Source organism: Oceanimonas doudoroffii (genome assembly GCF_002242685.1).
Lineage (GTDB): Bacteria > Pseudomonadota > Gammaproteobacteria > Enterobacterales > Aeromonadaceae > Oceanimonas > Oceanimonas doudoroffii.
On sequence record NZ_NBIM01000006.1, the window covers coordinates 61,620 to 86,971 of the forward strand.

General features: G+C 62.5%; 23 protein-coding genes and 2 riboswitches. Of the genes, 10 read left to right on the top strand and 13 right to left on the bottom strand.

Annotation, left to right across the window (positions count from 1 at the left end; all coding sequences use genetic code 11):
- The first annotated feature begins 192 nt into the window (after window positions 1-192).
- Both B6S08_RS14615 and B6S08_RS14620 read left to right on the top strand, forming a co-directional pair.
- Window positions 193-2,268: a TonB-dependent receptor domain-containing protein gene (locus B6S08_RS14615; protein ID WP_094201548.1), complete on the top strand. Its 2,076-nt coding sequence runs from the start codon at window positions 193-195 to the stop codon at window positions 2,266-2,268.
- Window positions 2,269-2,456: 188 nt separating this feature from the next.
- Complete coding sequence (locus B6S08_RS14620) at window positions 2,457-3,356, top strand: LysR family transcriptional regulator (protein WP_094201549.1); 900 nt, start codon at window positions 2,457-2,459, stop codon at window positions 3,354-3,356.
- 16 nt (window positions 3,357-3,372) lie between these two features.
- Here B6S08_RS14620 and B6S08_RS14625 read toward each other — a convergent pair whose 3' ends face one another.
- Together B6S08_RS14625 and B6S08_RS14630 are read right to left on the bottom strand one after the other, a co-directional pair.
- Window positions 3,373-3,729, bottom strand: coding sequence for a metalloregulator ArsR/SmtB family transcription factor (locus tag B6S08_RS14625; RefSeq protein ID WP_094201550.1), 357 nt, complete (start codon window positions 3,727-3,729; stop codon window positions 3,373-3,375).
- Complete coding sequence (locus B6S08_RS14630; protein WP_094201551.1) at window positions 3,723-4,136, bottom strand: arsenate reductase/protein-tyrosine-phosphatase family protein; 414 nt, start codon at window positions 4,134-4,136, stop codon at window positions 3,723-3,725. Before B6S08_RS14630 ends, B6S08_RS14625 begins: the two co-directional genes overlap by 7 nt.
- Before the next feature lie 220 nt (window positions 4,137-4,356).
- Between B6S08_RS14630 and B6S08_RS14635 the strand changes: the two genes are divergently transcribed.
- From B6S08_RS14635 to B6S08_RS14650, 4 genes are read left to right on the top strand one after another with little or no spacing between them, the layout of a single operon-like run.
- Entirely contained in the window at window positions 4,357-5,301 is a 945-nt protein-coding gene (locus tag B6S08_RS14635) for an ABC transporter substrate-binding protein (RefSeq protein WP_245849873.1), read from the top strand.
- On the top strand, window positions 5,301-6,317 hold the full coding sequence (locus tag B6S08_RS14640; RefSeq protein ID WP_094201553.1) for a FecCD family ABC transporter permease: 1,017 nt from the start codon (window positions 5,301-5,303) through the stop codon (window positions 6,315-6,317). Before B6S08_RS14635 ends, B6S08_RS14640 begins: the two co-directional genes overlap by 1 nt.
- An 18-nt stretch (window positions 6,318-6,335) precedes the next feature.
- Window positions 6,336-7,397 carry a FecCD family ABC transporter permease gene (locus B6S08_RS14645; RefSeq protein WP_169716413.1) on the top strand — a complete coding sequence of 354 codons (1,062 nt, stop codon included), beginning with the start codon at window positions 6,336-6,338 and terminating at the stop codon, window positions 7,395-7,397.
- A complete protein-coding gene (locus B6S08_RS14650; protein WP_094201554.1) occupies window positions 7,394-8,209 on the top strand; it encodes an ABC transporter ATP-binding protein in 816 nt (271 codons plus the stop codon). Before B6S08_RS14645 ends, B6S08_RS14650 begins: the two co-directional genes overlap by 4 nt.
- Here B6S08_RS14650 and B6S08_RS14655 read toward each other — a convergent pair.
- On the bottom strand, window positions 8,204-9,187 hold the full coding sequence (locus B6S08_RS14655; RefSeq protein WP_094201555.1) for an NAD(P)/FAD-dependent oxidoreductase: 984 nt from the start codon (window positions 9,185-9,187) through the stop codon (window positions 8,204-8,206). The genes B6S08_RS14650 and B6S08_RS14655 overlap by 6 nt on opposite strands.
- A 108-nt stretch (window positions 9,188-9,295) precedes the next feature.
- Window positions 9,296-10,177, bottom strand: coding sequence for a pirin family protein (locus B6S08_RS14660; RefSeq protein ID WP_094201556.1), 882 nt, complete (start codon window positions 10,175-10,177; stop codon window positions 9,296-9,298).
- Between the two features lie 239 nt (window positions 10,178-10,416).
- Between B6S08_RS14660 and B6S08_RS14665 the strand changes: the two genes are divergently transcribed.
- Window positions 10,417-12,030 carry a BCCT family transporter gene (locus B6S08_RS14665; RefSeq protein WP_094201557.1) on the top strand — a complete coding sequence of 538 codons (1,614 nt, stop codon included), beginning with the start codon at window positions 10,417-10,419 and terminating at the stop codon, window positions 12,028-12,030.
- A 181-nt stretch (window positions 12,031-12,211) separates the two neighbouring features.
- On the opposite strand, the gene B6S08_RS14670 is transcribed toward B6S08_RS14665, so the two are convergent.
- The 5 genes from B6S08_RS14670 to B6S08_RS14690 all read right to left on the bottom strand — a co-directional run bounded on the left by B6S08_RS14670 (window position 12,212) and on the right by B6S08_RS14690 (window position 17,768).
- Complete coding sequence (locus B6S08_RS14670) at window positions 12,212-12,637, bottom strand: hypothetical protein (protein ID WP_094201558.1); 426 nt, start codon at window positions 12,635-12,637, stop codon at window positions 12,212-12,214.
- 59 nt (window positions 12,638-12,696) lie between these two features.
- Window positions 12,697-14,355 (bottom strand): GGDEF domain-containing protein, encoded by a 1,659-nt coding sequence (locus tag B6S08_RS14675; protein ID WP_169716414.1) that lies wholly within the window; start codon window positions 14,353-14,355, stop codon window positions 12,697-12,699.
- A gap of 181 nt (window positions 14,356-14,536) precedes the next feature.
- Window positions 14,537-15,976 carry a sodium:solute symporter family protein gene (locus B6S08_RS14680; RefSeq protein ID WP_094201560.1) on the bottom strand — a complete coding sequence of 480 codons (1,440 nt, stop codon included), beginning with the start codon at window positions 15,974-15,976 and terminating at the stop codon, window positions 14,537-14,539.
- Between the two features lie 79 nt (window positions 15,977-16,055).
- A riboswitch (TPP riboswitch) is annotated at window positions 16,056-16,162 on the bottom strand.
- Window positions 16,163-16,207: 45 nt separating this feature from the next.
- The gene (locus B6S08_RS14685; RefSeq protein ID WP_211284242.1) at window positions 16,208-17,128 is read right to left on the bottom strand and encodes a DMT family transporter; all 921 of its coding nucleotides are present in this window, start codon (window positions 17,126-17,128) and stop codon (window positions 16,208-16,210) included.
- A 37-nt stretch (window positions 17,129-17,165) separates the two neighbouring features.
- The gene (locus B6S08_RS14690; protein ID WP_094201561.1) at window positions 17,166-17,768 is read right to left on the bottom strand and encodes a nitroreductase family protein; all 603 of its coding nucleotides are present in this window, start codon (window positions 17,766-17,768) and stop codon (window positions 17,166-17,168) included.
- 92 nt (window positions 17,769-17,860) lie between these two features.
- On the opposite strand from B6S08_RS14690, the gene B6S08_RS14695 reads away from it, so the two are divergent.
- The gene (locus B6S08_RS14695; RefSeq protein ID WP_245849874.1) at window positions 17,861-18,763 is read left to right on the top strand and encodes a LysR family transcriptional regulator; all 903 of its coding nucleotides are present in this window, start codon (window positions 17,861-17,863) and stop codon (window positions 18,761-18,763) included.
- A 52-nt stretch (window positions 18,764-18,815) separates the two neighbouring features.
- Here B6S08_RS14695 and pyrC read toward each other — a convergent pair whose 3' ends face one another.
- On the bottom strand, window positions 18,816-19,847 hold the full coding sequence (gene pyrC, locus B6S08_RS14700) for a dihydroorotase (RefSeq protein WP_094201562.1): 1,032 nt from the start codon (window positions 19,845-19,847) through the stop codon (window positions 18,816-18,818).
- Between the two features lie 197 nt (window positions 19,848-20,044).
- Window positions 20,045-20,141, top strand: a riboswitch (TPP riboswitch).
- A 49-nt stretch (window positions 20,142-20,190) separates the two neighbouring features.
- Here pyrC and B6S08_RS14705 point away from each other — a divergent pair.
- On the top strand, window positions 20,191-20,964 hold the full coding sequence (locus B6S08_RS14705; protein ID WP_094201563.1) for a 3-oxoacyl-ACP reductase: 774 nt from the start codon (window positions 20,191-20,193) through the stop codon (window positions 20,962-20,964).
- Window positions 20,964-22,262, top strand: coding sequence for an LLM class flavin-dependent oxidoreductase (locus tag B6S08_RS14710; RefSeq protein WP_211284243.1), 1,299 nt, complete (start codon window positions 20,964-20,966; stop codon window positions 22,260-22,262). Before B6S08_RS14705 ends, B6S08_RS14710 begins: the two co-directional genes overlap by 1 nt.
- Before the next feature lie 127 nt (window positions 22,263-22,389).
- Here B6S08_RS14710 and B6S08_RS14715 read toward each other — a convergent pair whose 3' ends face one another.
- The 3 genes from B6S08_RS14715 to B6S08_RS14725 are packed head-to-tail and all read right to left on the bottom strand — an operon-like array spanning window position 22,390 to window position 25,186.
- The gene (locus B6S08_RS14715) at window positions 22,390-23,118 is read right to left on the bottom strand and encodes an ABC transporter permease (protein ID WP_094201564.1); all 729 of its coding nucleotides are present in this window, start codon (window positions 23,116-23,118) and stop codon (window positions 22,390-22,392) included.
- A complete protein-coding gene (locus B6S08_RS14720; protein ID WP_094201565.1) occupies window positions 23,115-24,053 on the bottom strand; it encodes an ABC transporter ATP-binding protein in 939 nt (312 codons plus the stop codon). Before B6S08_RS14720 ends, B6S08_RS14715 begins: the two co-directional genes overlap by 4 nt.
- Window positions 24,050-25,186 (bottom strand): ABC transporter permease, encoded by a 1,137-nt coding sequence (locus B6S08_RS14725; protein ID WP_094201566.1) that lies wholly within the window; start codon window positions 25,184-25,186, stop codon window positions 24,050-24,052. Before B6S08_RS14725 ends, B6S08_RS14720 begins: the two co-directional genes overlap by 4 nt.
- Between the last annotated feature and the right edge of the window lie 166 nt (window positions 25,187-25,352).

A 25,352-nucleotide genomic window follows, 5' to 3' on the forward strand; every position in this document is an offset into this window, starting at 1 on the left:
CCGGCGCCCGTCGTCCGCGGGCACCGGCGCCTTTCTTTTCTCTGTTCCATTTTTCGGAACATGTTGTTACCAAACTTGCTCTTTGAAACTCAATGATAACCATTATCATTGGCTTCCTTCGTGGTGTACGCCCAATGTCGGGTACGCCCCATCATGGAAAAACAATCAGGTTGTTATCAAGGAGTCAACGACATGTCCGAGCCTTTCAACGCTCCCGCTCCCGCTCCCTTTACCCGCAATGCGCTCAGCAAGGCGCTGGGCCTGGCATTGCTGGGTCTGGGTGGCACGGCGGTGGCCGAGGAGTTTACCGCCCTGGATACCGTGGTGGTGACCGCCGCCGGCTTTGAGCAGAACATTGCCGATGCGCCCGCCAGCATTTCGGTGATCAGCCGGGAAGAGCTGGAGAAGAAGGCTTACACCGATATCACCGATGCGGTGAACAACATTCCCGGCGTCTACGTGACCGGCGGCGGCAAGGCGCAGGACATCAGCATTCGCGGCATGTCGCCGGCCTACACCCTGTATCTGGTGGATGGCCGACCGGTGTCGGCGGGCCGTGCAGTCAATACCAACGGCAGCGACGGCGGCAAGCAAATCGGGCTGCCGCCGATTTCGATGATAGAGCGCGTCGAGGTAATTCGCGGCCCGATGTCGTCCCTTTATGGCTCCGAGGCCATGGGCGGCGTGATCAACATCATTACCCGCAAAACCGCCGACACCTGGAGCGGCACCATCAGCACCGATTACACCAAGTCGTTTAATGACGTTAGCAACGATGCCCAGCAGGTCAGCCTGTTTGCCGGCGGCCCGCTGATCCCGGGGCTGCTCGGCGCCCAGGTCAACGGCAGCTGGCAGGGGGCGGATGAAAGCGACTTTGCCGGCGGCGACGACAGCGCCGCCAGCACACCGGAAAGCAAGCGTAAAAAGGGCGGCGTCAAACTGATACTGACCCCCGATGATACCAACGAATTCGGCCTGAGTTACGATACCGCCGCCCTGGATGAAACCACGACCCCGGGCAAGAGTGTGGCGGCCACCGACACCGGCTCCGAAACCACCTTTCACAAGGACGTCTATGTGCTGTCTCACGATGGTCATTATGGCGATCTGCAGCTCAGCAGCTATGTGCAGCACGACGTGTCGGAGCGGGTTCAGGATCTGACCAAGCGTGAAAAAGTCACCATTTTCAACACCCAAGGCAGCTATTTCTGGCGTGAGCATGTGCTGACCCTGGGAGGACAGTACAAGTTTGAAGACTTTACCGACGAAACCAATGGCCTGCTGTCTACCGGCGTGCCCGGCGCCGTGGCCCAGGTGGATCGCTGGATTGCAGCCCTGTACGCCGAAGCCGAGTGGTCGCTGACCGACGATCTCAACCTCACCACCGGCCTGCGTTACGATGATGACGAGCTGTTTGGCGGACACCTGTCTCCCCGGGTCTATGCCACCTATCACCTGACCCCGGAGTGGACCCTGAAGGGCGGCGTGTCTACCGGTTACAAGCAGCCCGGGCTGGCCGAGGCCACCGAAGGCTTTGGCCGTGGCACCGGTGGCGGTGGTTCACCTGCGCCTCACCCGCGGGCACTGATCATCGGCAACCCGGATCTGCAGCCGGAGCAGAGCACCAGCTACGAGGCCGGTTTTGTCTATCAGAGCCAGGAACTGGGACTGAATTCCAGCCTGATGGTGTTCCGCACCGAGTTCAAGGACAAGATTGCGGAAGACCGCTTGTGCTCAACGGATACGGATGGTTCCACGACCAACAGGAACAATGTGTCGGCCTGGAACTGTAATTTTCAGGGAACCGATTACTACTTCCTGAGCACCCGTAAAAATATCGGTAAAGCCATGATGCAGGGGGTTGAACTGAGCCTTGACTATGACCTGACTCGGAATCTGCACCTGAGCTCCAGCTACACCTACACCGAGTCGGAGCAGAAGACCGGTGAGTTTGCGGGTGAGCCGCTGAATAAAATCCCCGAGCACATGGCCAATGCCAGCCTCGACTGGCAGAGCACCGACAGGCTCAACCTGTGGGCCCAGGCCAACTACCGGGGCGAAACCAGCGACTACCTGAGCCGCACCAGCATGGGCGATGGCACGCCGAGTTACACCTTATTTGACGCGGGCCTGGTCTATGCGCTCACCCCGTCTACCGATCTGACCGCCGGCATTTACAACATTGCCGACAAGGAAGTGACCAATGATACCTATGGCGCCGTGCTCGACGGCCGCAGGGTAAACCTTGGCATCAGCATCGATTTCTGAGGTAGTGCAACGCGCGGGGTGCGCCGAGCGTTGATATTCGGAGTGGTCGGCACTGCGCCGGCCACTCCGCTTTTTCTTGTGTCAATTTCACACTTTTGGCCTGAACGGTTCTCACTTCTTTTAGCCTCCTTTCCGGTTGGGATAGGATTGGCGTGTGGAGCTTGTTTCCTTGTTGCGTGGAGGTTTGCATGCAGGATTTGCTGGAGCTGGAAGGCTTTGCCACCGTCATGGCCTGCGGCAGCCTGACCGAGGCCGCCCGCCGGCTGGGCTTGCCCAAGTCTACCCTGAGCCGGCGGCTGAGCCAGCTCGAGTCCCGCCTTGGCCAGCCGCTGTTGCACCGCCGGGGCAACCGGCTGCAGGCCACCGAGGCGGGGCTGTTATTTGAGCGCTACAGCCGGCAGATTTTACGTCTGGCCGAGCAGGGCCGCCAGGCCATGGACGATCTGCGCGAAGAGGTGAGCGGTGAACTGGTGGTGCGGGTACACAGCAGCTTTATTCGAGGCTGGTTTCCCCTGGCGCTGGAGCGTTTTCTGGCCGATTACCCCGGTGTGCGCATCAGCCTGCATACCGAAACCCGGCCACCCAGGGCCGATGAGGGACAGGGAGAGATCTGGCTGTGGCTAGGATCGGATCCGGACTGCGGCCTGCGCCATGAGGTGCTGTGTCGCTGGCCCTGCGGCCTGTATGCCAGCCCCGGCTATGCGGCCGGGCGTGAATTGCCGGCGCACCCGAGCGAGTTGCCGGCGCACCCCTGGGTAGACTGGCTGGGAGTAGCGGCCGAAGGCCTGATATTGCGTCATGACACCGAAGGGGAATATGCCTTTCAGCCACCGCCTTCACGGCTGACGGTAGACAATTACATGCTGCAGCTGGACGCCCTGGTGCGGGGGCAGGGCATAGGGGTATTGCCGGTGCGCTTTGCCGAGGGGCATCTGAAAGCCCACCCCGGCAACCTGCTGGCCTGTCTGCCCGGATGGCAGCCGCCGGCCTTGCCGCTGGGTTTGCTGTATTCGTTCGGACGCCAGCCCAAAAAAGTGACCGCCCTGCTGGCGCACCTGCGCCATAGCCTGCCCCACGACTGGCGCTGAATATCGGCCCGGTCGATCAGCAGTACAGGCGCTGTCGCACGGGGCGGTTGCCCATGTTCACCAGTCGCTCCAGGGCCGGTGCAATATAGTGCCGATACCGGTCCTGAGTCAGTTGCAGCAGGCCCAGGGCCGCGTCGTCCAGAGACGGCGACAACCGGTAATAAACCCACTGGCAATCGCGGCGGTCGGCGAGCAGGCCGCACCGGCGCAGCAGTGCCAGGTGACGGGAGATCTTGGGCTGGGTTTCGTTCAGGGCGTGGGTCATTTCACACACGCAGACCTCGCCTTCGACCATGATCAGCATCACCAGCTGCAGCCGCGTGTCGTCGGCCAGCGCCTTGAACAGGGAAAGGGGAGAGGAGGCGGTTACCACAGGCTTTTTTCCTGCCGATCCTGTACCAGTACCAGCAGTTTGATGCGCTCGTAAATTTCCTGAACCACCTTGGTGGCATCGGCCTGGGAGCAACAGGGCTCGTCCTCGAAGTGCCAGGCCATAAAGCGGTCGCCGGGCAGGGCGGCGGCGGTGGCTTCTGCCTGCTCACACAGGCTGACGACAATATCGAAATATTCTCCGGCCACGGCATCCAGCCCCTTGCAGTTCAGCCCTTCGGTATTGACGCCCAGTTTGTGCAGGGCGGCGAGGGCATTGGGGTCGGCCTGGGTTGGCTGTACGCCGGCGCTCATTACCCGGTAGCGATCGGCCGCCAGATGGCAGAGCAGCGCCTCGGCGATGAGTGAACACACCCCATTGCTGTGGCAGACAAAAAGCACGGAAGTCATGGCAACGTCTGTTTCCTGATTAATGCGCTCATCTTATATATGGACTTTCGCATGTCAATCTTGCTGTCATGCCACTGTCATAAAAACGCCAACCGGGCCAGTGTTGTTCCACAAAATGCAACCAGATGTTCAGCATTTTTCCTGAAAAACGGTAACGCAAACCATTATCATTATTCGGTTTTGAATGGCCTATTCGTCGTGCTACAGCCGGAGATGTGTTATGTCAGCAATGTTTGTAACCCGCACCCTGCGTGCCCTTGTCATGTTTGCCGGCCTGCTGGCCGCCCAGGCCCATGCGGGGGAACGCACGCTGGAAACCCGTTATGGACCCCTTACCCTGAATGGCGAGGTCAAGCGGGTGGTCACCCTCTATGAGGGTGCCCTCGACAGCAGTGTGGCGGTCGGCATCACGCCGGTCGGGGCGGTTGCCACTCGGGGCGGTGACGGCGTTGCCGGCTACATCCAGCAGCAGGTGGAAAATGTGGCCATGGTGGCCACCACTCGAGAAACCAACCTGGAAGCGGTGATCGCGCTGCAGCCGGATCTGATCCTGGCGTCTTCCACCCTGCCCGAAGAGCAGTACCGGCTGCTGTCGGCGGTGGCGCCCACCCTGGTGCCCGACGTTGAATATTATCAGCCCGATACCTGGAAAAATGAGGCGCTGGCCTATGCCCGGGCCCTGGGCCGGGAAGCGCGCATGAAGCGGGTTCTGGCCGGGCTGGACGAACGTGCCGAAGGCCTGCAGCAGCGGGTGCAGCGGCAACTGCCGGAGCAGGATCGTCAAGCGGTACTGGCACGCTGGATGCCTCAAGGGGCGCTGATGATGTCAACCAGACTGTTTTCCACCAGCCTGCTGGCCGCCGCTGGCTTTGACGTGCAAGACGGTGGCATCGTCAAGGCGGGGCGTCCGCACAGCTCACCACTGAGCCTGGAGAACCTGTCGCTGATGGATGAGGACTGGATTTTCATGGCCACCCTGAATGAGGATGGCCGCGCCGCCATGGCGGCCGCCGAAAGTTCTCCCGCTTTTGCCCGCCTGTCGGCGGTAGCGCGAAACCGGGTGATGCCGGTCGACGGACAGGTCTGGACCAGTGCCTCCGGACCGCTGGCCGCCGGAGTCATTCTCGATGACATTGAGCGTATTCTGGAACAGGCCGAAAACTGATGCACACTCTGGCCCGGGCGCCTGCCCGGCGCTCGCTGCCGGTGCTGGTGCTCGGCGGCGGCCTGTTGCTGCTGGCGGTATGCGTGGCCAGCCTGATGCTGGGGGCGGGCGAAGTAACGCCGGGGCAGGCGCTGGCGGTGTTGTTTGGCGGTGGCAATGAGCAGGCCCGATTTGTGCTTGCCGAGCTGCGCGGCCCCCGCACCCTGATGGGGCTGGTCACGGGCATGGCGCTGGGTTGCGCCGGCGCCCTGATGCAGACCCTGGCGCGCAACCCCCTGGCCGAGCCGGGCTTGCTGGGCATCAGTGCCGGCAGCGGCTTTGCCGTGACTCTGGCGCTGTTGCTGGGCGCCAGCTCGGTCACCCTGTCGGTGCACGTGGCCCAGCTCGGCGCCCTGGCCGGCTGCCTGCTGGTGCTGAGTGCGGCCCGGCTGCAGGGTGCCGGCAATGATCCGGTGCGGCTGGTGCTGGCCGGTGCCACCCTGTCCAGCCTGCTGCTGGCATTGACCTCGCTGGTGCTGTTATTTGATCAGCGCAGCGCCGATGAAATCCGCTTCTGGATCATCGGCAGCGTGGCCGGACGGGATCTGGCCACCCTGATGCAGGTGCTGCCGTCGCTGTTGCTGGCGCTGTTGCTGATGTTGTTGTTGGCGCGGCCGCTGGCGGCCCTGGCGCTGGGAGAAAGCGTGGCCACCGGGCTGGGTCATCATCCCGGGCGTGTGCGCCTGCTGACGGTGCTGGTGGTGGCCCTGCTGACCGGCTCGGCCACCGCCGTGGCCGGCCCCGTGCTCTTTGTGGGGCTGGTGGTGCCCTTTGCGGCCCGGGCCCTGGCCGGACCTGATATTCGCCGCAGCCTGTGGCTGAGTGCCCTGCTGGGACCGGTGATGGTGATTGCCGCCGATACGGTATCGCGCCTGCTGGTGGCCCCGGCGGAGTTGCCGCTGGGGGTGCTGACCGCCCTTATCGGCGCTCCCGTGCTGATCGCCGTGGTGCGCGGCCGCCGCCTGCCCACCCTGTAATGTAAATCCCGAGGCGTTATGAACTCTCCTTTCGTGTCTTTGCCACTGCCCGGTTACTGGATTATCAGCCTGGGCCGGCACGATATCAGCCTGCCGGTGTCGCGGCGGGCGGTGGCCGTGAATGCGGTGTTGCTGGTGCTGCTGCTGGCCACGGTTACCGCCAGCCTGGGGCTGGGCACGGTGCGGCTGGGGCCCCTGGAGGTGTGGCAGGCGTTATGGGGCGAAGGCGCTGCGCTCAACCAGCTGGTGGTACGTGACCTGCGGCTGACGCGGGTGCTGGCGGGGCTGGCCAGCGGCGCCGCCTTTGCACTGTCCGGTTGCCTGATGCAGACCCTGGCCGGCAACCGCCTGGCCACCCCGGGCATCATTGGCATCGACAATGCCGCCACCGCCTTTGCCGTGGCCTCGGTGGTGGGCATGGCCTCTGCTCTGGTTCCGTCCGCCATGTCGCTGGTGGGTGCCGTGGTGGCCACCGCCCTGGTCTTTGCCCTGGCCGGCGGCAGCGGCACCCGCGGTTACCGCTTTATTGTGGTGGGGCTGGGGGTGGGCGCCGTGGCCGGCGCCCTGACCCAGCTGATGCTGAGCATGGTGGCCATTGATGACGCCAATGCCGCCTTTCCGTGGACGGTGGGCAGCCTGAATGCCCGTTCCCCCGAGGCCACCCGGTTGCTGATGTTTGGTTTGCTGCTCGGGCTGCTGCTGGCGTTGCGCCTGTCCCGCCCGCTGCATTTGCTGCAGTTACCGCCCTCGGTCAGCCAGAGCCTGGGTGTTCACCTGCGGCGGGTGCGGGGCATGACCCTGTTGCTGTCGGTGGCGCTGACCGGGTTGGCGGTGGCGGTAGCCGGCCCGGTGGGGCTGGTGGCGCTGTTGGGCCCTGAAATTGCACGCATGCTGTGCCGCCATCGCGGTGTGCCTCTGCTGGCCTCGGCCTTGGCCGGCGGCCTGCTGATGTTGCTGGCGGATCTGGCCGGGCGCCTGCTGCTGGCGCCGCTGGAAATTCCGGTGGGCATTGTTACCGCCGTGGTGGGCAGCCCTTACCTGCTGTGGATGTTGTTAACCCCTGAACGGAGCCGGCCATGAATGCCTTTACTCCCTCTGTCGCGCTGGCCGCCGAGCCGGTGCTGGAAGCCCTGGAGCTTAGCGCCGGGCACGATCGTACCCTGGTGTTTGACGGCCTGAACCTGCAACTGCGCCCGGGCCGGGTAACCGCCATTGTGGGTCCCAATGGCTGCGGCAAGTCGACCCTGCTGAATACCCTGGGGCGGGTGCTGCGCCCCGTCGGCGGAAAGGTGCTGCTGCGAGGCGATGACATTCGGCAAAAGTCCGGAAAACAGCTGGCCCGGGAGCTGGCCTTGTTGCCTCAGCACACCTCGGCCCCGGAAGGCATGACGGTACTCGATCTGGTGCGTTTTGGCCGCCAGCCCCATCAGGGCTGGCTGCAGCAATGGTCGCAAGACGATCAGGCGGTGGTGGCCGAGGCCCTGGCCGCCGCGGATTTGCTGGAGTTGCAGCACCGGGAGCTGGACCGACTGTCGGGCGGCCAACGGCAGCGGGCCTGGATTGCCATGGCCATGGCCCAGTCCACGCCTCTGCTGTTGCTGGATGAGCCTACCTCGGCGCTGGATCTGGGCCACCAGATTGAAGTGTTTGAGCTGATTCGGCGGCTGGCCAACCGGGGTAAAGCGGTGGTGATGGTGGTGCACGATCTGATCAACGCCTGCCGTTATGCAGATGAGCTGGTGGCCATGCACCAGGGCCGGGTGGTGGCGTGCGGCGCCCCGGAGCAGGTGCTGACGCCGGCCCTGGTGCGCCAGTTGTATCAGGTGGACTGCGACATCATGGCCGATCCGGCCACCGGCAGTCCCATGCTGGTAAATGTGCGCCGTTTATAGCCCTTGCCGTATGAGTTGTGCTGCCAGCCGGTGGGCACTGGTAAAGGCCGCCTCTACCCGGCCGCCCAGGCACCAGTCGCCGCAGGCGGCGAGCTTGCGTTCGGCGTCGAGCACATAGCCCTCGGGGTCGTTTTCCACGGCGTTGGCCTGGGCGTAGCGCCAGCGGTGCAGTTGTGCGTCCTGCACTGCATTCGGGCTCACGCCGGTGAGTGTGCAGAACTGTTCGGTAAGGGTGTGTTTCACCTGTTCCTGATGGTCTTCCAGATGGGCGTCGGCCCAGTCGGCGGTGCTGTGGGCCACTACGGCGCCAAAGTTGCGGTCGCGGCCGGGCAGTCGATGGTTAAAGGCAATCCAGCGTAGGGGGGAGTCGTTCACCTGAGCCGCATCCCACGCCGGCAGATCACCGTCGTTCACCGTCAGCATCAGGGCGTAGCAGGGCCGCATGCCAAAGCCTGCGTAAGTGTCGGCGGCCAAGGGTAGCAGCACCTCGGTTTGCGGCAGCGGCGCCGAGCTGATCACCCAGTCGAACTCTCCCAGCTCTGCTCTCTGATCATCAAACAGCCGCCATTTGCCGGCCTCTTGCTTCAGGGTATCCACCCGGGTTTGCAGGGCGATGTTCAGGCCTGGGCTCATGGCCTTGAGCAGGCCGTTCATGCCTGGTGTGGCAACGTAATGCGGTTCGAACCAGGGCCGCTTGTAGGGCGGTTGCCGGGGGCTCAGCGTGGTGATATTGGGCCGCCACTCCACCACGGTGCCGTTGTCGATAAAGGGTCTGAGCAGAGTTTTGAAGGCGCGGGAGCGGGCGGTAAAAAACTGGGCGCCGTGATCCCAGCGGTGCCGGTCGCGGCGGCGGGTAGCCATGCGTCCGCCCAGGCCCCGGGCCTTTTCAAACAGGGTGATGTTGGCATGGTCGGCCAGCTCCCGGGCCAGGGTAAGGCCGGCCAGGCCGGCGCCGATAATGGCGATGTTTGGCTTCATTGCGATCCTTTATGGTGAGATGGGTCTGAATGATGCCGTGTGAGACCGCCGTGAAGGTGGAATGCTTTCACGGTGCGGCGGGGTAGTGACACCATGGCGTGATCTTGGTCAGCGCAACCCGCCCGGCAGCGGCGGCGCCGGCATGGGCTCACCGTCAAAACCTTCGACGGTGCCAAAGCGAGGGCTGCCCGCCTGCCAGTCGGCCAGTGCCTCGGCAATCTCGGCCTCGCTGTGACCCACCAGGTTCCACCAGATGTAAATGCGCTCGGCAAGGGGCTCGCCTCCCAGCAACAGTACGCGCGTGTTTGCTTCCAGGGCCAGTTCCAGCCGTTCACGCTGCGCGCCGAGATAGATTAATTCGTTGGCGTCAATGTGCTCTCCCGCCAGCGTGATGCCGCCTTCCAGTGCCAGCAGGCCGTATTCAAAATCCGGCCGTAGCGGCAAGGTAAGATCGGCGGCTTCGCGCGCATGTAAATCCAGCCCCACCAGGGGCGAAAACAGCAGGGTTGGCGCCTTGTGGCCCGCGTATTCGCCCGCCAGCAGGGTAAAACACACCTCCTGTTGTGACCACATTGGCAGCCTGGGGTAATGGTCAAAGCGGGGCGGTGTGTTCCGGTCGGCCACGGGCAGGGCAATCCACAGCTGGGCCGCGTGCAGTGTGCGTTCTCCGGCCACCGATTCCTCGCTGTGGGCGATGCCCCGGCCGGCGGTCATCAGGTTGACCTGGCCGGGGCGAATGATTTGCTCATGGCCCAGGCTGTCTTTGTGCAACACTTGGCCCGCGAGCATCCAGGTAAAGGTTTGCAGGCCAATATGCGGATGCGGCCCCACCCGCATGCCCGGCTCGCCGGCGGCAAACTGCGAGGGGCCGGCGTGATCGAGAAAACACCAGGCTCCGATCAACCGGCGCTGGCGCACCGGCAGCAAGCGGGCCACCGGAATGCCGCCCACGTCCGCCATGCGGGCGGGTAACCGTTCAAATTCGCTCATGATCACTCCTTGCTGGGGCGTGCTCAATCATGCCAGCCCTATCACCGCTGACACGAGACTTTCAACCTGCACTAGTCTAGTCGCGGGTGAGCCGGATTGTTCGGTAAGGCAGAAGGCAAAACCTGACCCCTTGCCTATAATTTTCATATTCCAAGGGGCTTATGAAGTTACATCACCATCAACAATAACGTCGGCCTGTGGTGCCATCGCTCGGCCGAGGCCCGGAGACAGGAAAAATCATGACAGAGCCATCACTCGGCAGTGGTGAAATCGAAACGGATTATAAGGTTGGACAGGACAACATCGACGGTAAGCTCGGCCCGATTGGGTACGATATCCATAATCCGGTATTCGCTACTTCCGGATTGACCGCTGTCGGTTTTGTGTTCCTAACATTGATTTTCCCAGACCAGGCAGGAGCCACCTTTGTGGCCGTGCGTGATTTCACGATCACCAAACTTGACTGGTTTTTCATGCACATCGTGAATTTCTTTGTGGTTTTCTGTATTGCGTTGATTTTCATGCCAATCTCAGAGGTGAGGCTGGGCGGGAGAGACGCCGAGCCTGACTATTCCTACCTCGAATGGTTTGCGATGCTTTTCGCCGCGGGCATGGGGATTGGGCTCTTGTTTTTCGGTGTGCTTGAACCCGTTTATCACATGAACGTTTCGGGGCCCTTGGGCGTTGCCTCACCCATTGCAGCAGACGGCAGTATTATCGGCGAAAACGTCGAGGCGGCACGCGCTATGGGACTGGCTGCAACCTTCTATCACTGGGGCCTGCACGGCTGGGCCGTCTATGCCATTATGGCCCTGGCGCTTTCACTTTTCACTTACAACAAGGGTTTGCCATTCTCGATCCGTTCCTGCTTTTACCCGATTCTGGGCGATCGTGTTTGGGGGTGGTGGGGCCATGTGATTGATATTCTGGCGGTCTTTGCCACTCTTTTCGGTCTGGCAACGTCTTTGGGGCTGGGAGCACAGCAAGCCAATGCGGGGTTCAGCTTTGCTTTCGGGCTGGAAATCTCGACCAACGCTCAGGTTATTATCATCATTCTGGTGACGGCGGTGGCCTTGGTTTCGGTTTGGCGTGGTCTTGATGGCGGCGTAAAAATCCTCTCTGAAATCAACATGGGGATCGCGGTACTTTTCTTCCTTTTCGTTCTCTTGGCCGGGCCGACACTGATTGGTTTGAATGGGTTCTGGACGGGACTTGTCGCCTACACTAGAGACATTATTCCGCTATCAAACCCCTTTGGCCGTACCGATGACGCCTACCGCCAAGGCTGGACCGCATTCTATTGGGCGTGGTGGGTGTCATGGGCGCCTTTTGTGGGCATGTTCATCGCCCGTGTTTCGCGCGGCCGCACCGTGCGTGAATTCATCATCTGTGTATTGCTGATCCCGTCCCTGATCATCTTTATCTGGATGGGAGTATTCGGCGGCATCGCGATTGATCAGATCCTCGTCAGTCCGGAAACCTCGCTGGTGAAAGCCAATGTGATCGACAACTACTCGCCCGAGCTCTCTCTCTTCGGCATGCTCAACGAATTGCCGTTCACCAAGACAGCATCGACGATAGCCATTTTTCTGGCGCTTGTGTTCTTCGTTACCTCGTCGGATTCGGGATCACTTGTCGTCGACACCATCACGGCTGGAGGCAAAATTGATGCACCGGTGCCCCAGCGTATATTCTGGTGTGTGATCGAAGGTTTGATTGCGATTGTGCTCTTGATTGGAGGGGGGTTAACGGCGCTACAAGCGGGTGTAACCGCAACCGGGCTGCCATTCTCTGCCCTCATGCTGGTCATGTGTTATACGATCTTTCAAGGCTTGCGTAGCGAACCACGCTAGGAAGCGGTTCGACAACACTCAAACGGCAGCGTCATTTTATAACGAAATTGACGAAGGTTTTGCCAACATATTAATTAGTGATAATTAGGTCTCGGTGCCGCATTCGCGGCCGTTTGTTCAGGAAGGTCAGCAACAACGCGCTTCGAATCAGGGGCGCGTTTTTTGTAAGAAAGAGGGTCGGTTATGCCTCACCATCAAATATCAGGGGTGGACGCTCTGCTCTTCTGCGCAGCCAGTTCACGGTGTTGCGCACCGTGGGCACCATAAACAGGCGGCGTTCCAGCCGATATTTGCCCGGAAAGTTCAGCAGCACCAAGGCGATCAGTATGGTCAGCAGTCCCTGCCCGGGGAGCACCAGCATGGCAATGCCCATCAGCAGATACACCAGCACCAGCAGGCTTTTCAGGATCAGCAGCAACCAGCGCAGCAGCGGATTCCGTCTGGCCCAGGGCACTCGATGGCGAGAGTCATCGGAAAAATAATTCTCCGGAATGCGCAACACCAGCCAGGGGATCACCAGCAGCGAGCCGATAAAGCACACACCTCTGGAGACGCCCGGTGCCCAGATCAGGGCCGGATTGCTGAATAATTCAAAAAGTTCATTCACGGATACACTGGCTCTTTAACGTAAACATGCCTGCTAAACAGCGCGGTAACCGGCACCATTCAGGACGGGCGGCGAACCAGGGTATGGTTTTTCCCCTGTTTGTGCTGATACATGCGCTCGTCGGCCAGTGACAGGCACTGAGACAGGCTGTCGCTTTCCAGGCTGGTGGCCATGCCGTGGCTCAGACCGGCATTTTTCCAGCCGGCCCTGTGAAATGCCGCTTCGGATTGTTGCAGGCGCTGTGCCAGCTGCGCCGGCAGGCCGGCCAACTGCCCGGGGTGGCAAATGGGCACCAGCCACAAAAACTCGTCGCCGCCGGTGCGATACACGGTGCCCAGCCTGCCCAGGTGGGTCTGCATCTGCTCGGCGGCAAACACCAGAAAGCGATCGCCCTGGTCGTGACCATGGGTGTCGTTAATGGCCTTGAAGCCGTCTACATCAATAAACACCAGGCCATAAGGCTGGTCGCCTAGCTCGTCAATCTGCTCATGAAAGGCGTGGCGGTTGCCAATGCCGGTAAGGGTGTCCCGGCGCGACATCAGATAACTGCGGCGGTATTCCTGTTGCTGCAGGCTCAGCCATTCGGCCACCGACAGCAAAATGCAAAAGCAGTCCAGTGCCAGTGCGATCACCACCATGCCTTCGGCATAACCGGCCAGATCGAGCTGGCCAACGTGCAGCAGCATATAGGCCAGCAGGGCCACGCCGTAAAGCAGGTTGCCGGTGAGGTAATACTTGGCGCGAAAGTCCTTTTTGCTCAGCATCATTATGCCGGTGACAATGGCGGTGGGCACCCACAGCAAAGCGATGGCATGAGAGACCTGATAGCCCCACACAAAGGGCAGCCAGGGCATCAGCAGGCCCAGCCCCAGGCACAGCACAGAGAGCCCGTGGAAGAAGTGGTTCAGGCGCGAATGTCGCAGCCGGCAGTTAAACAGCAGACGGGTAAACTGGCTGGCACAGGCAATGGCAAAGGGAAACAGCAGCATGCCCCAGTAGGCCGGATTGCTGTTTCCCTCCCCCCAGATAAAGCCCCAGGCGCCGGACGCAGCAAACCAGCCAATGCCGTGCAGGCCCACATAGCCGGCACAGGCCAGAGTGACCGGTGTTTTAGTGCGAAAGTAGGCAAACAGGGCAATCAGCCCCAGGGTGAACATCACTCCTGTGCCCAGTAGTGTGGCGGCGTTGGTTAAAAACTGCTGCTGGTAAAAGCGGGATTGCGGCACAAAGTGAGGCTGAACCGGTGCCGGAAATTTTTTGGCATCAATCATCAGCCACAGCACGCCGGTTTCACCGGCATTCAGGGTCAGTGGGAATGCCTGCTGATGCAGCAGCCGCACACTTTGCCCCGTACGCTGACCAAAACCAGGCAAGGGTACAGTGCGGCCATTGTCGCTCTGCCAGTAGGCCTGGCCACGATCAAGATAGTTGGCGGGCAGGCGCACAAACCAGGTGCCCGGCTGCTCTGACAACGAGGTGACTTGCATGCGCAGGCCAAAGGCACCTTCGCCTCCCAGGGTGCTGGCCACGGTGCCGGCGCTCAAGATGGCGGCACGCAACTGGTTAAAATCCGTGATGGTGCTGCCTGTGGGCAGGGCCCGCCACAGGTTGGCTTCTGCCGGCGACGTGGTTGTGTGGTCCGTTAATACCACGGGGGAGGCGATGGCGGTTCCGGCCATAAGCCAAAGCGCCAGCATCAGCCGGCAGACCAAGTGCATTATTATTTTCATCCCTGACGGAGCCTGTTTGTCGATCAAACAAGTTTATGCCCGTTGGACTTCAGGTAACAGCGGGTACCGGCGTTTGTTGGTGGCAGCACCTCTATTTCAGACACAAAAAACCGGCGGCCTGACGGCGCGCCGGTGATTTTTTCGACGAAACGGTTGCAACGAAACGAAATCAGCTTTCCAGGCTGCGTACCCGGCTGGCCAGGGCGGCAAAGTCAAAGGGCTGGCGGGCGGGCACCAGCAGCAGCAGGGCGGAGATGGCCACCGGCACAAAGGTGGCCAGCAGGAAGGACTCCAGCAGGTGAGTGGCGGCTTCGCCCGGGGCGGGGAACAGCATCAGGCCGGCCACCAGGCCCCCCAGCGTGCTGAGCATGGCGTTCCAGCCCTGGTAGCGGGCGTTGTAAAAGCCAAAGAACACGGTAAAGGCCGCGGCGCAGCACAGCAGATCCGCCAGCAGGAACAGATAGAGCACGCTGAAGCCCTGAGAGGCCACATACAGCACCGGAATGGACACCAGCACGATCAACCAGCGCGACAGCCCCAGCAGGCGGTGCACACTGGTGTTGGGCAACAGCCGGCGCAGGTCCACCACCAGCATGCTGGTCAGGCCGCTGATGGTGGAGTCGGCGCTGCTCATGATCAGTGCCAGACCAAAGGGCAACAGGCCAATGGCAAACCACAGCGGCATGTTGGGCATCAGCACGCTAAACAGCGCCACCGAGCCGTCGCCGGGCAGGCCCAGGCCCACAAAGGCCAGGCCGAACAAACCCATGATAAAGATGATGGGAAAGCTGAGCACACCGCTCAGAATAAAGCCGTTGCGAATCACCTTGTTGTCCCGGGCGGCAAACACCCGCTGCCAGGTGCCCTGATAGAACAGGCCGGTCAGCACCACCGCCAGAAAGAAGGTCAGACCCGATTTCAGCCCGGTGGTGTCGAGCGGATCAAGCAGGTGGGGAGCCTTTTCCTGCAGGCCGGTCAGGGCCGGGGCCAGGCCGCCGGTGGCCTGCCAGCCCAGCACGATCAGGGTGAGCAAAAACGGCAGTATCACCAGCATTTGCACCCTGTCGGTGAAAATGGTGACCCGCAGCCCGCCATAGAGGGTGTAAAGCAGGGTGGCCACCATCACAATGCCGGCGGTGGCCCACAGCGGCACCGGCGCCAGCAGCGCCACCATCTGGGCGATGGCGGTGAGGCCGGCGGTGAGGGAGATGAACATGTAGAACAGCATGATCACCAGCACGAAGCCGTACATGCCGCGGCCATAGCGGCCCAGCACAAACTCGGTGAGGGTGTGACCTTCCGGCATCAGCTCGCGAATGCGCTTGCCCAGCGGAATCATCACCAGGCGGGGTGCCAGCACCCCAAGGGCGTAGCCGGTAATGGCGCCAATGCCGCCCCAGGTGGCGGCCTGGGCCGGACCAAACAGAATCCAGGTGCCCATGGTGGTGGCCAGCAGGGTCAGCATGGTGGCGCTGCCGCCCTGGCTGTTGCGGGCCACGATAAAGTCTTCCGGTTTGTCATTTTGCCGGCGGGCGTAAAGCAGGCCGGGAATGGCGAAAACCGCGGCAAATAAACAGAGCCATAAAATGGCGGTGGTAGTGTCCAGCATGTGTTCTCCCTTTGCTCCCGAGAGCACTAAATGGCCGGAAACACGGGTGAAGGGAAGGCGGGACGGATCGGGGTTGTGCGGGATCGTTCGTTTCCTTCCCTTCGCCGGCATTATCCGGATCAGGTTCTAAGGGTTACCGCCGGTGTGGCGGAGTCTCAGCCCGTTTGGGCTCCCCCAGGAATAGCGAATCGAGAGTAAGGGCCGGCGGCGTGGTTGTCAATGTGGCGGTGCTCAGTGCTCGGCCCTCTGTGCAGCGGGCATGGGCCGGGAAGAGGCATGTTGTTGCAGCCACCAGGTTGCCATGCAGGAGAGCAGTATGCCGGGCCAGAGCCAGGCCGCCACCGGCTCGCCGCCAAACAGCCAGAGCAGCAGGGCGACCGCCGCCGGGTTGAGGTAGGTGTAGGCCATCACCCGCTGCGGGCCGAGGTGAATGCTGCCTCCCTGAAAGAGGTAACCGCTGGCCAGGGTGGCGCACACCACCAGGTAGACCATGGCCAGCCAGTCGGCCGGCGCCAGCGCCTGCCACTGCAGTGGTGTCTCGGTCAGCCAGACCATGAGTCCCATCCAGATCGCACCGCCCAGCAGGGTGGCGCAGGTAAGCACCGCCACCGAGTCGTTGCGATACAGCAGCTTCATGCACAGGGAATAGGCGCACATGCAGAATACCGCCAGCAGAAACAGCCGGTCTCCCGCATTGAGCTGCAACGCCAGCGCCCGGTCCGGACTGCCCTCAAAGATCACCCAGAGCGCGCCCAGCATGCCCAGCAGGTAACTGAGCCCCTGGCGAGCGGAGACCCGGGTGCGCAGCAGCCAGATGCCCGCGATCCCGGTCAGTGCCGGCACCAGGGTGAACAGGGTGCCGGTATTGAGCGCCGTGGTACTGTGCAGCGCCTCGAACATCAAAATGAAAAACAGCGCATAAAACAGGCTGATGGTCAGGCCGCGGGGCATGGCCCGCCACAACTGGCGACGCCGGTCGGCCCGGCGCAGTACCCAGGGCAGCAGCAGGGCGGCGGCCAGCACAAAGCGCAGCAGCGTCAGGGAGGCCGCCGGGGCCACCGCCGCCAGCCGGGCCGAGATGATGAAGGATCCCGCCACCAGCAAGGTGGCGAGTAACACGCGTCCGTGGGCGTGCCAGTGTTGAGTGTTCATGGTTGCTCTCCCCGGGCCGGCCAGCGACCCCGTATGGTCAGAAACGGTTCAGGATCCGCACCGCGTCAAGGGAGCGTTGCCCCGGCCTGGAATGGGCTGCCCTGGTGCCCTTGCCGATGGTCAGCATCATGCCGATCACATGGCCGGGGGGCAGTCGAATTAGCTCGGCCACGCGTTCGGCATCAAAGCCGATCATGGGGCAGCTGTCGTAGCCCATGGCGCTGGCGGCCAGCATGGCGGTTTGCGCCGCTATGCCCACGGAGCGGATCGCCTCGTCCCGCTGCAGTTGCGGCTTGCCGGCGTAAAAGTCGTGAATCATCGACAGCATCAGGTCGCGGGTGTCGGCGGGGGCGTCGCGCCAGCAATGGCCGGGATCATTTTGCCAGGCCTGAGTGTCGGCGCAGAGCACCAGCAGCAACGAGGCGTCGGTGATCTGCGCCTGATCCCAGGCGGCAACGCGCAGCTCGGCGCGCAGTCGTGGATCTTCCACCTGCACAAAGCGCCAGTGCTGCAGGTTGTAGGAAGTGGGCGCCTGCAGCAGGTGCCGAAACAGCCGTTCCACATCGGCCTCGGGCATGTGAAAGGTGGCATCGTAATGCTTGATGGCCCGGCGGGTCATGATGGCGTCTAGGGTATGCATGGTCTGGCTCCTGAGAGAATGGGCTTGGTTTGGAACTCAGTATTCCATGTGCAAAAATGAAGAAAAACAGAGTGAGTGCAGAGGATATGTGCATGAACGCACAGGTGGATGACTGGCACGAAATCTATACCGCCTATCAGGTGGCCCGGCTTGGCTCCCTGAGCGCCGCCGCCCAGCAGCTGGAGGTGCATCACAGCACCGTATTGCGGCGGATCAACGCCCTGGAGGCGAGAATGGGCGCGCGCCTGTTTCATCGCCACCCCAGGGGCTATGTGGCCACCGAGGCCGGGCGAGTCCTGATGGCCGCCGCCGCCCAGGCCGAAGCCGCCTTTGGGGTGATGCGGGCCCGGGTCGACGAAAGCGAGGCCCTGGCGGGCACCCTGATCCTCACCTCGGTCAATAACCTGGTGCCCTACCTGACGCCCTTGCTGGCCGAGTTTCAGCGCCTGCATCCCAACATTCGGCTGGAATACGCCGCCGACAGCCGAATCTTTCGGCTGGAACGCGGTGAGGCCCATGTGGGCATACGCTCGGTATCCAGGCCGAAGGATCCCGATTATGTGGTACAGCACCTGACCCGGGCCACGGGCACCCTTTACGCCAGTCGCGATTACCTGCGTCGTCATGGTCCCATGTCGACCCTGGAGGACATTGCCGGACACCGTTTTATCGGCACCACCCAGCCTCGGCCCGGCAGCATGTATATGCGCTGGATGGAGCAAAAGGTACCGGCGGAGCAGGTTTTCTATCGCGTGCAGGACTTTACCGGCTTCATTCCTGCCCTGCAGGCCGGATTGGGCTGCGGGGCGCTGAGTTGCTGGCACGCCACCCTGGCCCCCGAGCTGCAACCGATGCTGCCGCCCCCGAAGGAATGGGCCCATGACCTCTGGTTGACCAGCCATGGCGACATGCACCGCTCGGCCAAGGTGCAGGCCTTTACCCGCTTTCTCAAGGATCGCATCGCCGAGCGCCGGACCGACTTTATACCGGACTGAAACGCCATAAAAAAACGCGGCCGAAGCCGCGTTTTTGCAAGGCGAGAACGGGTTATTTCACCATCCAGCCAATTTCTTCGCCGGCGCGAATGGGCACCAGCTTATCGCCGCCCAGAGGCAGGGTTTCGCCCACGGTCCAGGACTCTTTCACCAGGGTGATGGTGTCTTCGTTGCGGGGCAGGCCGTAGAAGTCGGGACCGTTGAAGCTGGTAAAGGCTTCCAGCTTGTCCAGGGCGCCGGCCTCTTCAAAGGCTTCTGCATACAGCTCCACGGCGGCGTGCGAGGTATAGGCGCCGGCGCAGCCGCAGGCGGCTTCCTTGCGGTGCTGAAAGTGCGGTGCCGAGTCGGTGCCCATAAAGAACTTTTTGCTGCCGCTGGTGGCGGCGCGCACCAGCGCCGCTTGATGGGTATTGCGCTTGAGAATGGGCAGGCAGTAGTAGTGCGGACGAATGCCGCCCACCAGCATGTGGTTGCGGTTGAACAGCAGGTGGTGAGCGGTAATGGTGGCGGCCACATTGTCGCCGGCCTGCTCTACAAAGTGCACAGCATGCTCGGTGGTGATGTGTTCCAGTACGATCTTGAGGTCGGGAAAGTCGCGCACCACGTCGGGCAGCACGGTTTCCAGAAACACTTTTTCACGGTCGAAGATATCGATGCGGGAGTCGGTGACTTCGCCGTGCACCAGCAGCAGGGTGCCGGTCTCCTGCATGGCTTCCAGCACCGGATAGATGTTTTTCACATCGGTCACGCCGGAGTCGGAGTTGGTGGTGGCGCCGGCCGGATACAGTTTGCAGGCCACAATGTCACCGCTGGCACGGCCCTTGCGAATTTCCTCGGCTTGAGTGTTGTCGGTGAGATACAGGCTCATCACCGGCTCAAACCGGCTGCCTTCGGGGCGCACCGCCAGAATGCGCTCGCGGTATTCCTTTGCCAGCTCGGTGGTGGTCACGGGGGGCACCAGGTTGGGCATCACAAGGGCGCGGCCCAGATAGCGGCTGGCGTCGCGAACGGTGTCTTTCAGTTGCTCACCGTCGCGCAGGTGCAGGTGCCAGTCGTCGGGGCGGGTAATGGTCAGTGTGGTCATAGTCGGCTCGGCGTTATCCATTGCTTTCGAGGCCTTTATTATCCACCCACGGGCCTTTTTCACCAAACTTCTGAAAATGTGAGGGGTGAGGCGTGAAGGGAGAGGTGAAAAACAGACGGCCTGGTAAGGAGTTTTTTCTCCTCACGCCTTCCCCCTCACGCCTCTCGCTCTTGGGCGCAGGGGTATGTTATGGTCTTTGCCGAGACACGGGGTGTCCTGCAATGCAGGGCTGAGATAACACCCGTTGAACCTGATCCAGTTCATACTGGCGAAGGGATGTCAGCCTGCCGGCCTTGCGCCATTGCTGCCTCATCATGCCTTCGCCTCAGCTTCGAGGTAGAGAATGCAAACATCCATTCCGTTAAACGAACAACTGGTGCTGGTCACCGGCGGGGCCCGTGGCCTGGGCGAACATCTGGTGCGCGCCTTTTTGCGCGAAGGTGCCAGGGTGGTGATCAACTACCTGAGCAGCGCCGACGCGGCGCAAGCACTGGCGGCCGAGGCGCCGCAGCAAGCCCTGGCCATTCAGGCCGACGTGACCGATGCCGCCGCGGTGCAGGCCATGTTTGATCAGGCCGAGGCCCATTTCGGTAGCCCGGTGACCACGGTTATCAACAACGCCCTGCCGGCGTTTTCCTTTAATGGCGACGCCCGCACTCACGCCCAGGAGCTGGCCTGGGAGCACCTGAATCAGCAGCTGGAAGGCGTGGTGGGCGGTGCCATCAACACCACCCGCGCGGCCCTGGCCGGCATGCGTAAAACCGGCTTTGGCCGTATCGTCAACGTGGGCACCAACCTGTTCCAGAACCCGGTGGTGCCCTATCACGACTACACCGCCGCCAAGGCCGCGCTGCTGTCGCTGACCCGCACCCTGTCTCAGGATCTGGGCCCCGACGGCATTACCGTCAACATGGTCTCCGGCGGCCTGTTGCGCACCACAGATGCCTCTGCCGCCACCCCGGAAGCGGTGTTTGACTACATTGCCGCCAATACCCCGCTGCGCCGAGTGACCACGCCGGCGGAATTTGCCGACGCGACCCTGTTCTTTGCCTCGCCCTGGTCGCGTTCGGTGACCGGCCAGAACCTGGTGGTGGACGGCGGCCTGGTGAAAAACTGATGAACATGAATCAACGCATGATGCACCTGAACCTGTTTCTGTTCGGCTGTGGCCATCACAGGGCGGCCTGGCGTCATCCCAACTCGGCGGTAGAGCAGCTGGGTGACATTCGCTATTACGAGCGGCTGGCGCAAACCGCCGAGCGGGGCAAGTTGGACGCGGTGTTCTTTGCCGACGGCCAGTCTACCGGCAATGTGGCGGACGGCAGCTACTGGTTTCTGGAGCCGCTCACCGCCATGGCGGCCATGAGCCGGGCCACGGACCGCATCGGTTTTATCAGCACGGTGTCGAGCACCTTTTTCACGCCGTTTCACGCCGCCCGCATGATGGCCTCGCTGGATCATATCTCCAACGGCCGCATGGGCTGGAACGTGGTGACCTCCATGTTTGACGTGGAAGCCCGTAACCACGGTTACGAGACCATGCCGGCCCACGCCGAGCGTTATCGCCGGGCCGAGGAATTTGTGAATGCGGTGCTCAAGCTGTGGGACTCCTGGCAGCAAGACGCCCTGGTGATGGATCGTGCCGGCCATTATGCCGACCCCGACAAGGTGAATCCCATCAATCACCTGGGCGAGTTCTTTCTGGTGGACGGCCCGCTCAATGTGCCGCGCCCGCCTCAGGGGCATCCGGTGCTGTTTCAGGCCGGTGCCTCCGAGCAGGGCCGTACCCTGGCGGCCCAGTGTGCCGAAGCCATTTACGCCGTGGCCTATGATCTGCCGGCGGCCCAGGACTATTACCGCGACATCAAGCGCCGAGTGAAGGACGCCGGCCGCAATGTGAACGTGCCCATCATGCCCGGGCTGGTGACCTATGTGGCCTCTACCGAGGCCGAAGCCAAGGCCAAGCAACGGGAGCTGGACGAGCTGCTGCCCGCCGATGCCTCCCTGCGTCAGCTCGGAACCTATGTGGGCCAGGACTGCTCCGGCTGGGAGCTGGATGCACCGGTGCCGGCGCTGCCGTCTTTAGAGGTGTTTACCGGTCCCAAGGGGCGTTACGCCACCGTGCTGCGCATTATCGAGACCGAGCAGCCCACGGTGCGCCAGCTGCTGGGACGGCTCGCCGCCGGTGGCGGCCACTGCACCATGGTGGGCACGCCCGAGTCGATTGCCGATCGCATGGAGCAGTGGTTCCGCAACGAAGGCGCCGACGGCTTTAACCTGATGCCGCCGTCACTGCCCGCCGGCATCGAGGACTTTGTGGATCAGGTGGTGCCCGAGCTGCAACGGCGCGGCCTGTTCCGCACCGAGTATGAAGGCAGCACCTTGCGGGAGCATTTGGGGCTGGCGAATCCGTAAGGCGGTTCGTCGTTCGTCACCCCGCGAAACCCCAAAATCGTCACCCCCGCGAGGGCGGGGGTCTATTTTGCAGGTTATGGTGCAACCCGCCATGGACTCCGGCCTTCGCCGGAGTGACGATGGGGGCTCACCCGCCCGGTGGGGTCAGCCGTTGCTCCAGGCGGCGAAGCAGGGCGTCGAGCACCATGGCCATCAGCGCCACCATCATCCCCCCCTGCAGCACAAAGGCCAGATTGTCGGTCAGCAGGCCGGCAATGATTACTTCGCCAAAGCCCTTGGCCGCCACCGTGGAACCGATGGTGGCGGTGCCGATGCTGATGATCAGTGAAATGCGAATGCCCGCCACCAGCGTGGGCAGGGCCAGGGGCAGCTCCACCCGCCACAATTGCTGCAAGGGGGTCATGCCCATGCCTCTGGCCGCCTCGCGCACGCTGGGGGGAATTTGCTGCAGGCCGGTGACCGCATTCTCAAAAATCGGCAGCATGCCGTACAGCAGTAACGCCACCAGGGTGGGCATCAGCCCAAACCCCAGTGCTGGCACCGCCAGCGCCAGCACCGCCACCGGCGGAAAGGTCTGGCCCAGGTTGGCCACGGCCCGGGCCAGGGGAAAGAAGGCTCGCCCCCAGGGCCGGGTGACGGCCACGGCGGCACTCAGTGCCAGCAGGGTGGCGGCGCCAATGGCGGTAAACACCGCCAGCATATGCCAGCCCAGCAGGCTGGCAAAGCTGTCCCGGGCGTAGATGGCCGGAGCGGGCTCATCCACCAGCGGGCGAAACAGCGGGGTTAGTGCCTCCATGTTGAGGGTAAGCAGCGTCAGCAGCAGCGCCGGCACCAGCCAGCCAAGGGCCTGGCTCATGCGCCGGCCCCCCGTTTCAGTAGCGCACTCAGGGTCGCTTCGCCCACGGGCTCGCCGGCGTCATTGACCACGGTCAGCCGGTCGGCGCCCTGCCAGAGCAGCTCGGCCATGGCATCCCGCAGGCTGGTGCCGGCCGCCATGACAGGATCGACGGGCTGCGTGACCGGCGTCATGATATCGGCCAGGGTTTGGGTGGCCAGCAGCCGCAGGGCCCTGTCCTGACCGCCCACCAGGCTCTGCACAAAGCCCGGCTTGGGATTGCGCAGCAGTGCCTCCGGAGAGTCCATCTGCAGCATCTCGCCCTTGTCCATCACCGCAATCACATCGGCCATTTTAATGGCCTCTTCCAGATCGTGGGTCACCATGATGATGGTGATGCCCAGCAGTCGTTGTATATGCAGCAGCTCGTCCTGCAGGTGCTCCCGCGTGAGCGGATCCAGGGCACCAAAGGGTTCGTCCATCAGCAGCAGCTCGGGCCGCGCCGCCAGGGCCCGGGCCACGCCCACCCGTTGTTGCTCGCCGCCGGAAAGCTGATGGGGGTATTTGCCGGCAAAGGTGGCGGGGTCGAGCCGGAACAGGGTCAGCAGCTCGCTTACCCGGGCGTCGATGTCGGTTTTGCTCCAGCCCAGCAGGCGCGGCACGGTGGCGATGTTGCGGGCGATGGTCTGATGCGGAAACAGCCCCACTCCCTGAATGGCGTAACCAATGCGCCGGCGCAGCTGCTCGGCGGGAACCGTGGTGACGTTTTGCCCCTGAATAAAGATCTCGCCTTCGCTGGGTTCAATCAGCCGGTTGAGCATGCGCAGCGTGGTTGATTTGCCGCAGCCGGAGGTGCCTACCAGGGCGCAGACCTTGCCGCCGTCTACTCGGAACGACAGGTCGTTTACCGCAAGCTGGGTGTCAAAGCGCTTGCTCAGGTTTTTTACTTCAATCATTCGCGAAAGCCTTGTTGCAGGGCGATCAGGGTATCGATAAGCATGGCGAACAAAAACGCCAGCAGCAGGGTGGGCAGGGCGCCGAGGATCACCAGGTCGGTGGCGGTTTGCCCCAGTCCCTGAAAGATGTAGGTGCCATAGCCGCCACCGCCCACCAGGGCCGCCACCGCCACTAGGCCGATATTAAGGGTGACCACCACCCGCAGGCCGCTCAGGATCACCGGCAGCGCCAGCGGAAATTCCACCTGCCACAGCCGCTGGCGCCGGCTCATGCCCATGGCGGTGGCCGCCTCGCGCACGGGCGGGCTGACCCGGTCAAAACCCAGCGCCGTATTGCTGACGATCGGCAACAGTGAATACAGAAACAGGGCAATCACCGCCGGCGCCGCGCCGATGCCGCGAATGCCAAGCTCACCCAGCCAGGGGTATGCGGTCGCCAGCAGGCTCAGCGGCACCATCAGCAGGCCAAACATGGCGAGGCTGGGCACGGTCTGCAAAATATTGAGCACCGGAAACAGCGCCGCCCGTAGTCCCGGCGAGCGATGGCAGGCGATTCCGAGCGGAATGCCCGCCAGCACCGCGGGAATAATACTGCCCAGTGCCAGCTGCAGGTGGCGTAAACCCTGTTGCCAGAAGTCGCTGCGGTTGTGAAACTCCCTGAGCAACGACAGATCGTCGCAGCCACCCGAAGCCAGTAGGGCCAGCACCGCACCGGTAAGGACAGCCACCAGCGCCAACCGGGCCGAGGGCCCGAGTTTCAGTCGCAGGGCGGTGTCGGTAATCAGCAGGCTCAGCCAGAACATGCCCAGCCAGAAACCCGCCCCCAGGGAGACCCGGGCCAGGGGGCCGGCATTATCCAGCAAGGCGCTGGCGGTATGACCGGCGCTGTACAGCAGCAGGGGCAGGGCGGCGGCAGTAAGCGTCAGTCGCAGGGGGAGGGCGCGGTTAAACAGGCATAACGGCAGCAACAGCAGCGGCCATAATCCGGTGACGCCGGCGGCGCTCAGCAGCCCCAGGGCCTCGCCGGGCAAAATGCGGTTGGGTTGCAGGCCGACAAAAGGCAGTGCCAGCAGGCTGGCCACCAGCGCCGTGGCCAGCAGGCCACCGACCTTGTCGGGTTTGGGTAAGGTCAAACATACTCCTTAATGGCTGAATGCCGTCACCCCCGCGAAGGCGGGGGTCCATGTAGCAAACGGCGCTGTGTTTATGTAGTCGCCGCTTTAGTGCCGTAGGTTGCGAATGAGCGTAGCTAATTCCAACATTCCGCAGCTGGCTTCACGTTGCGATTCGCTGCGCTCA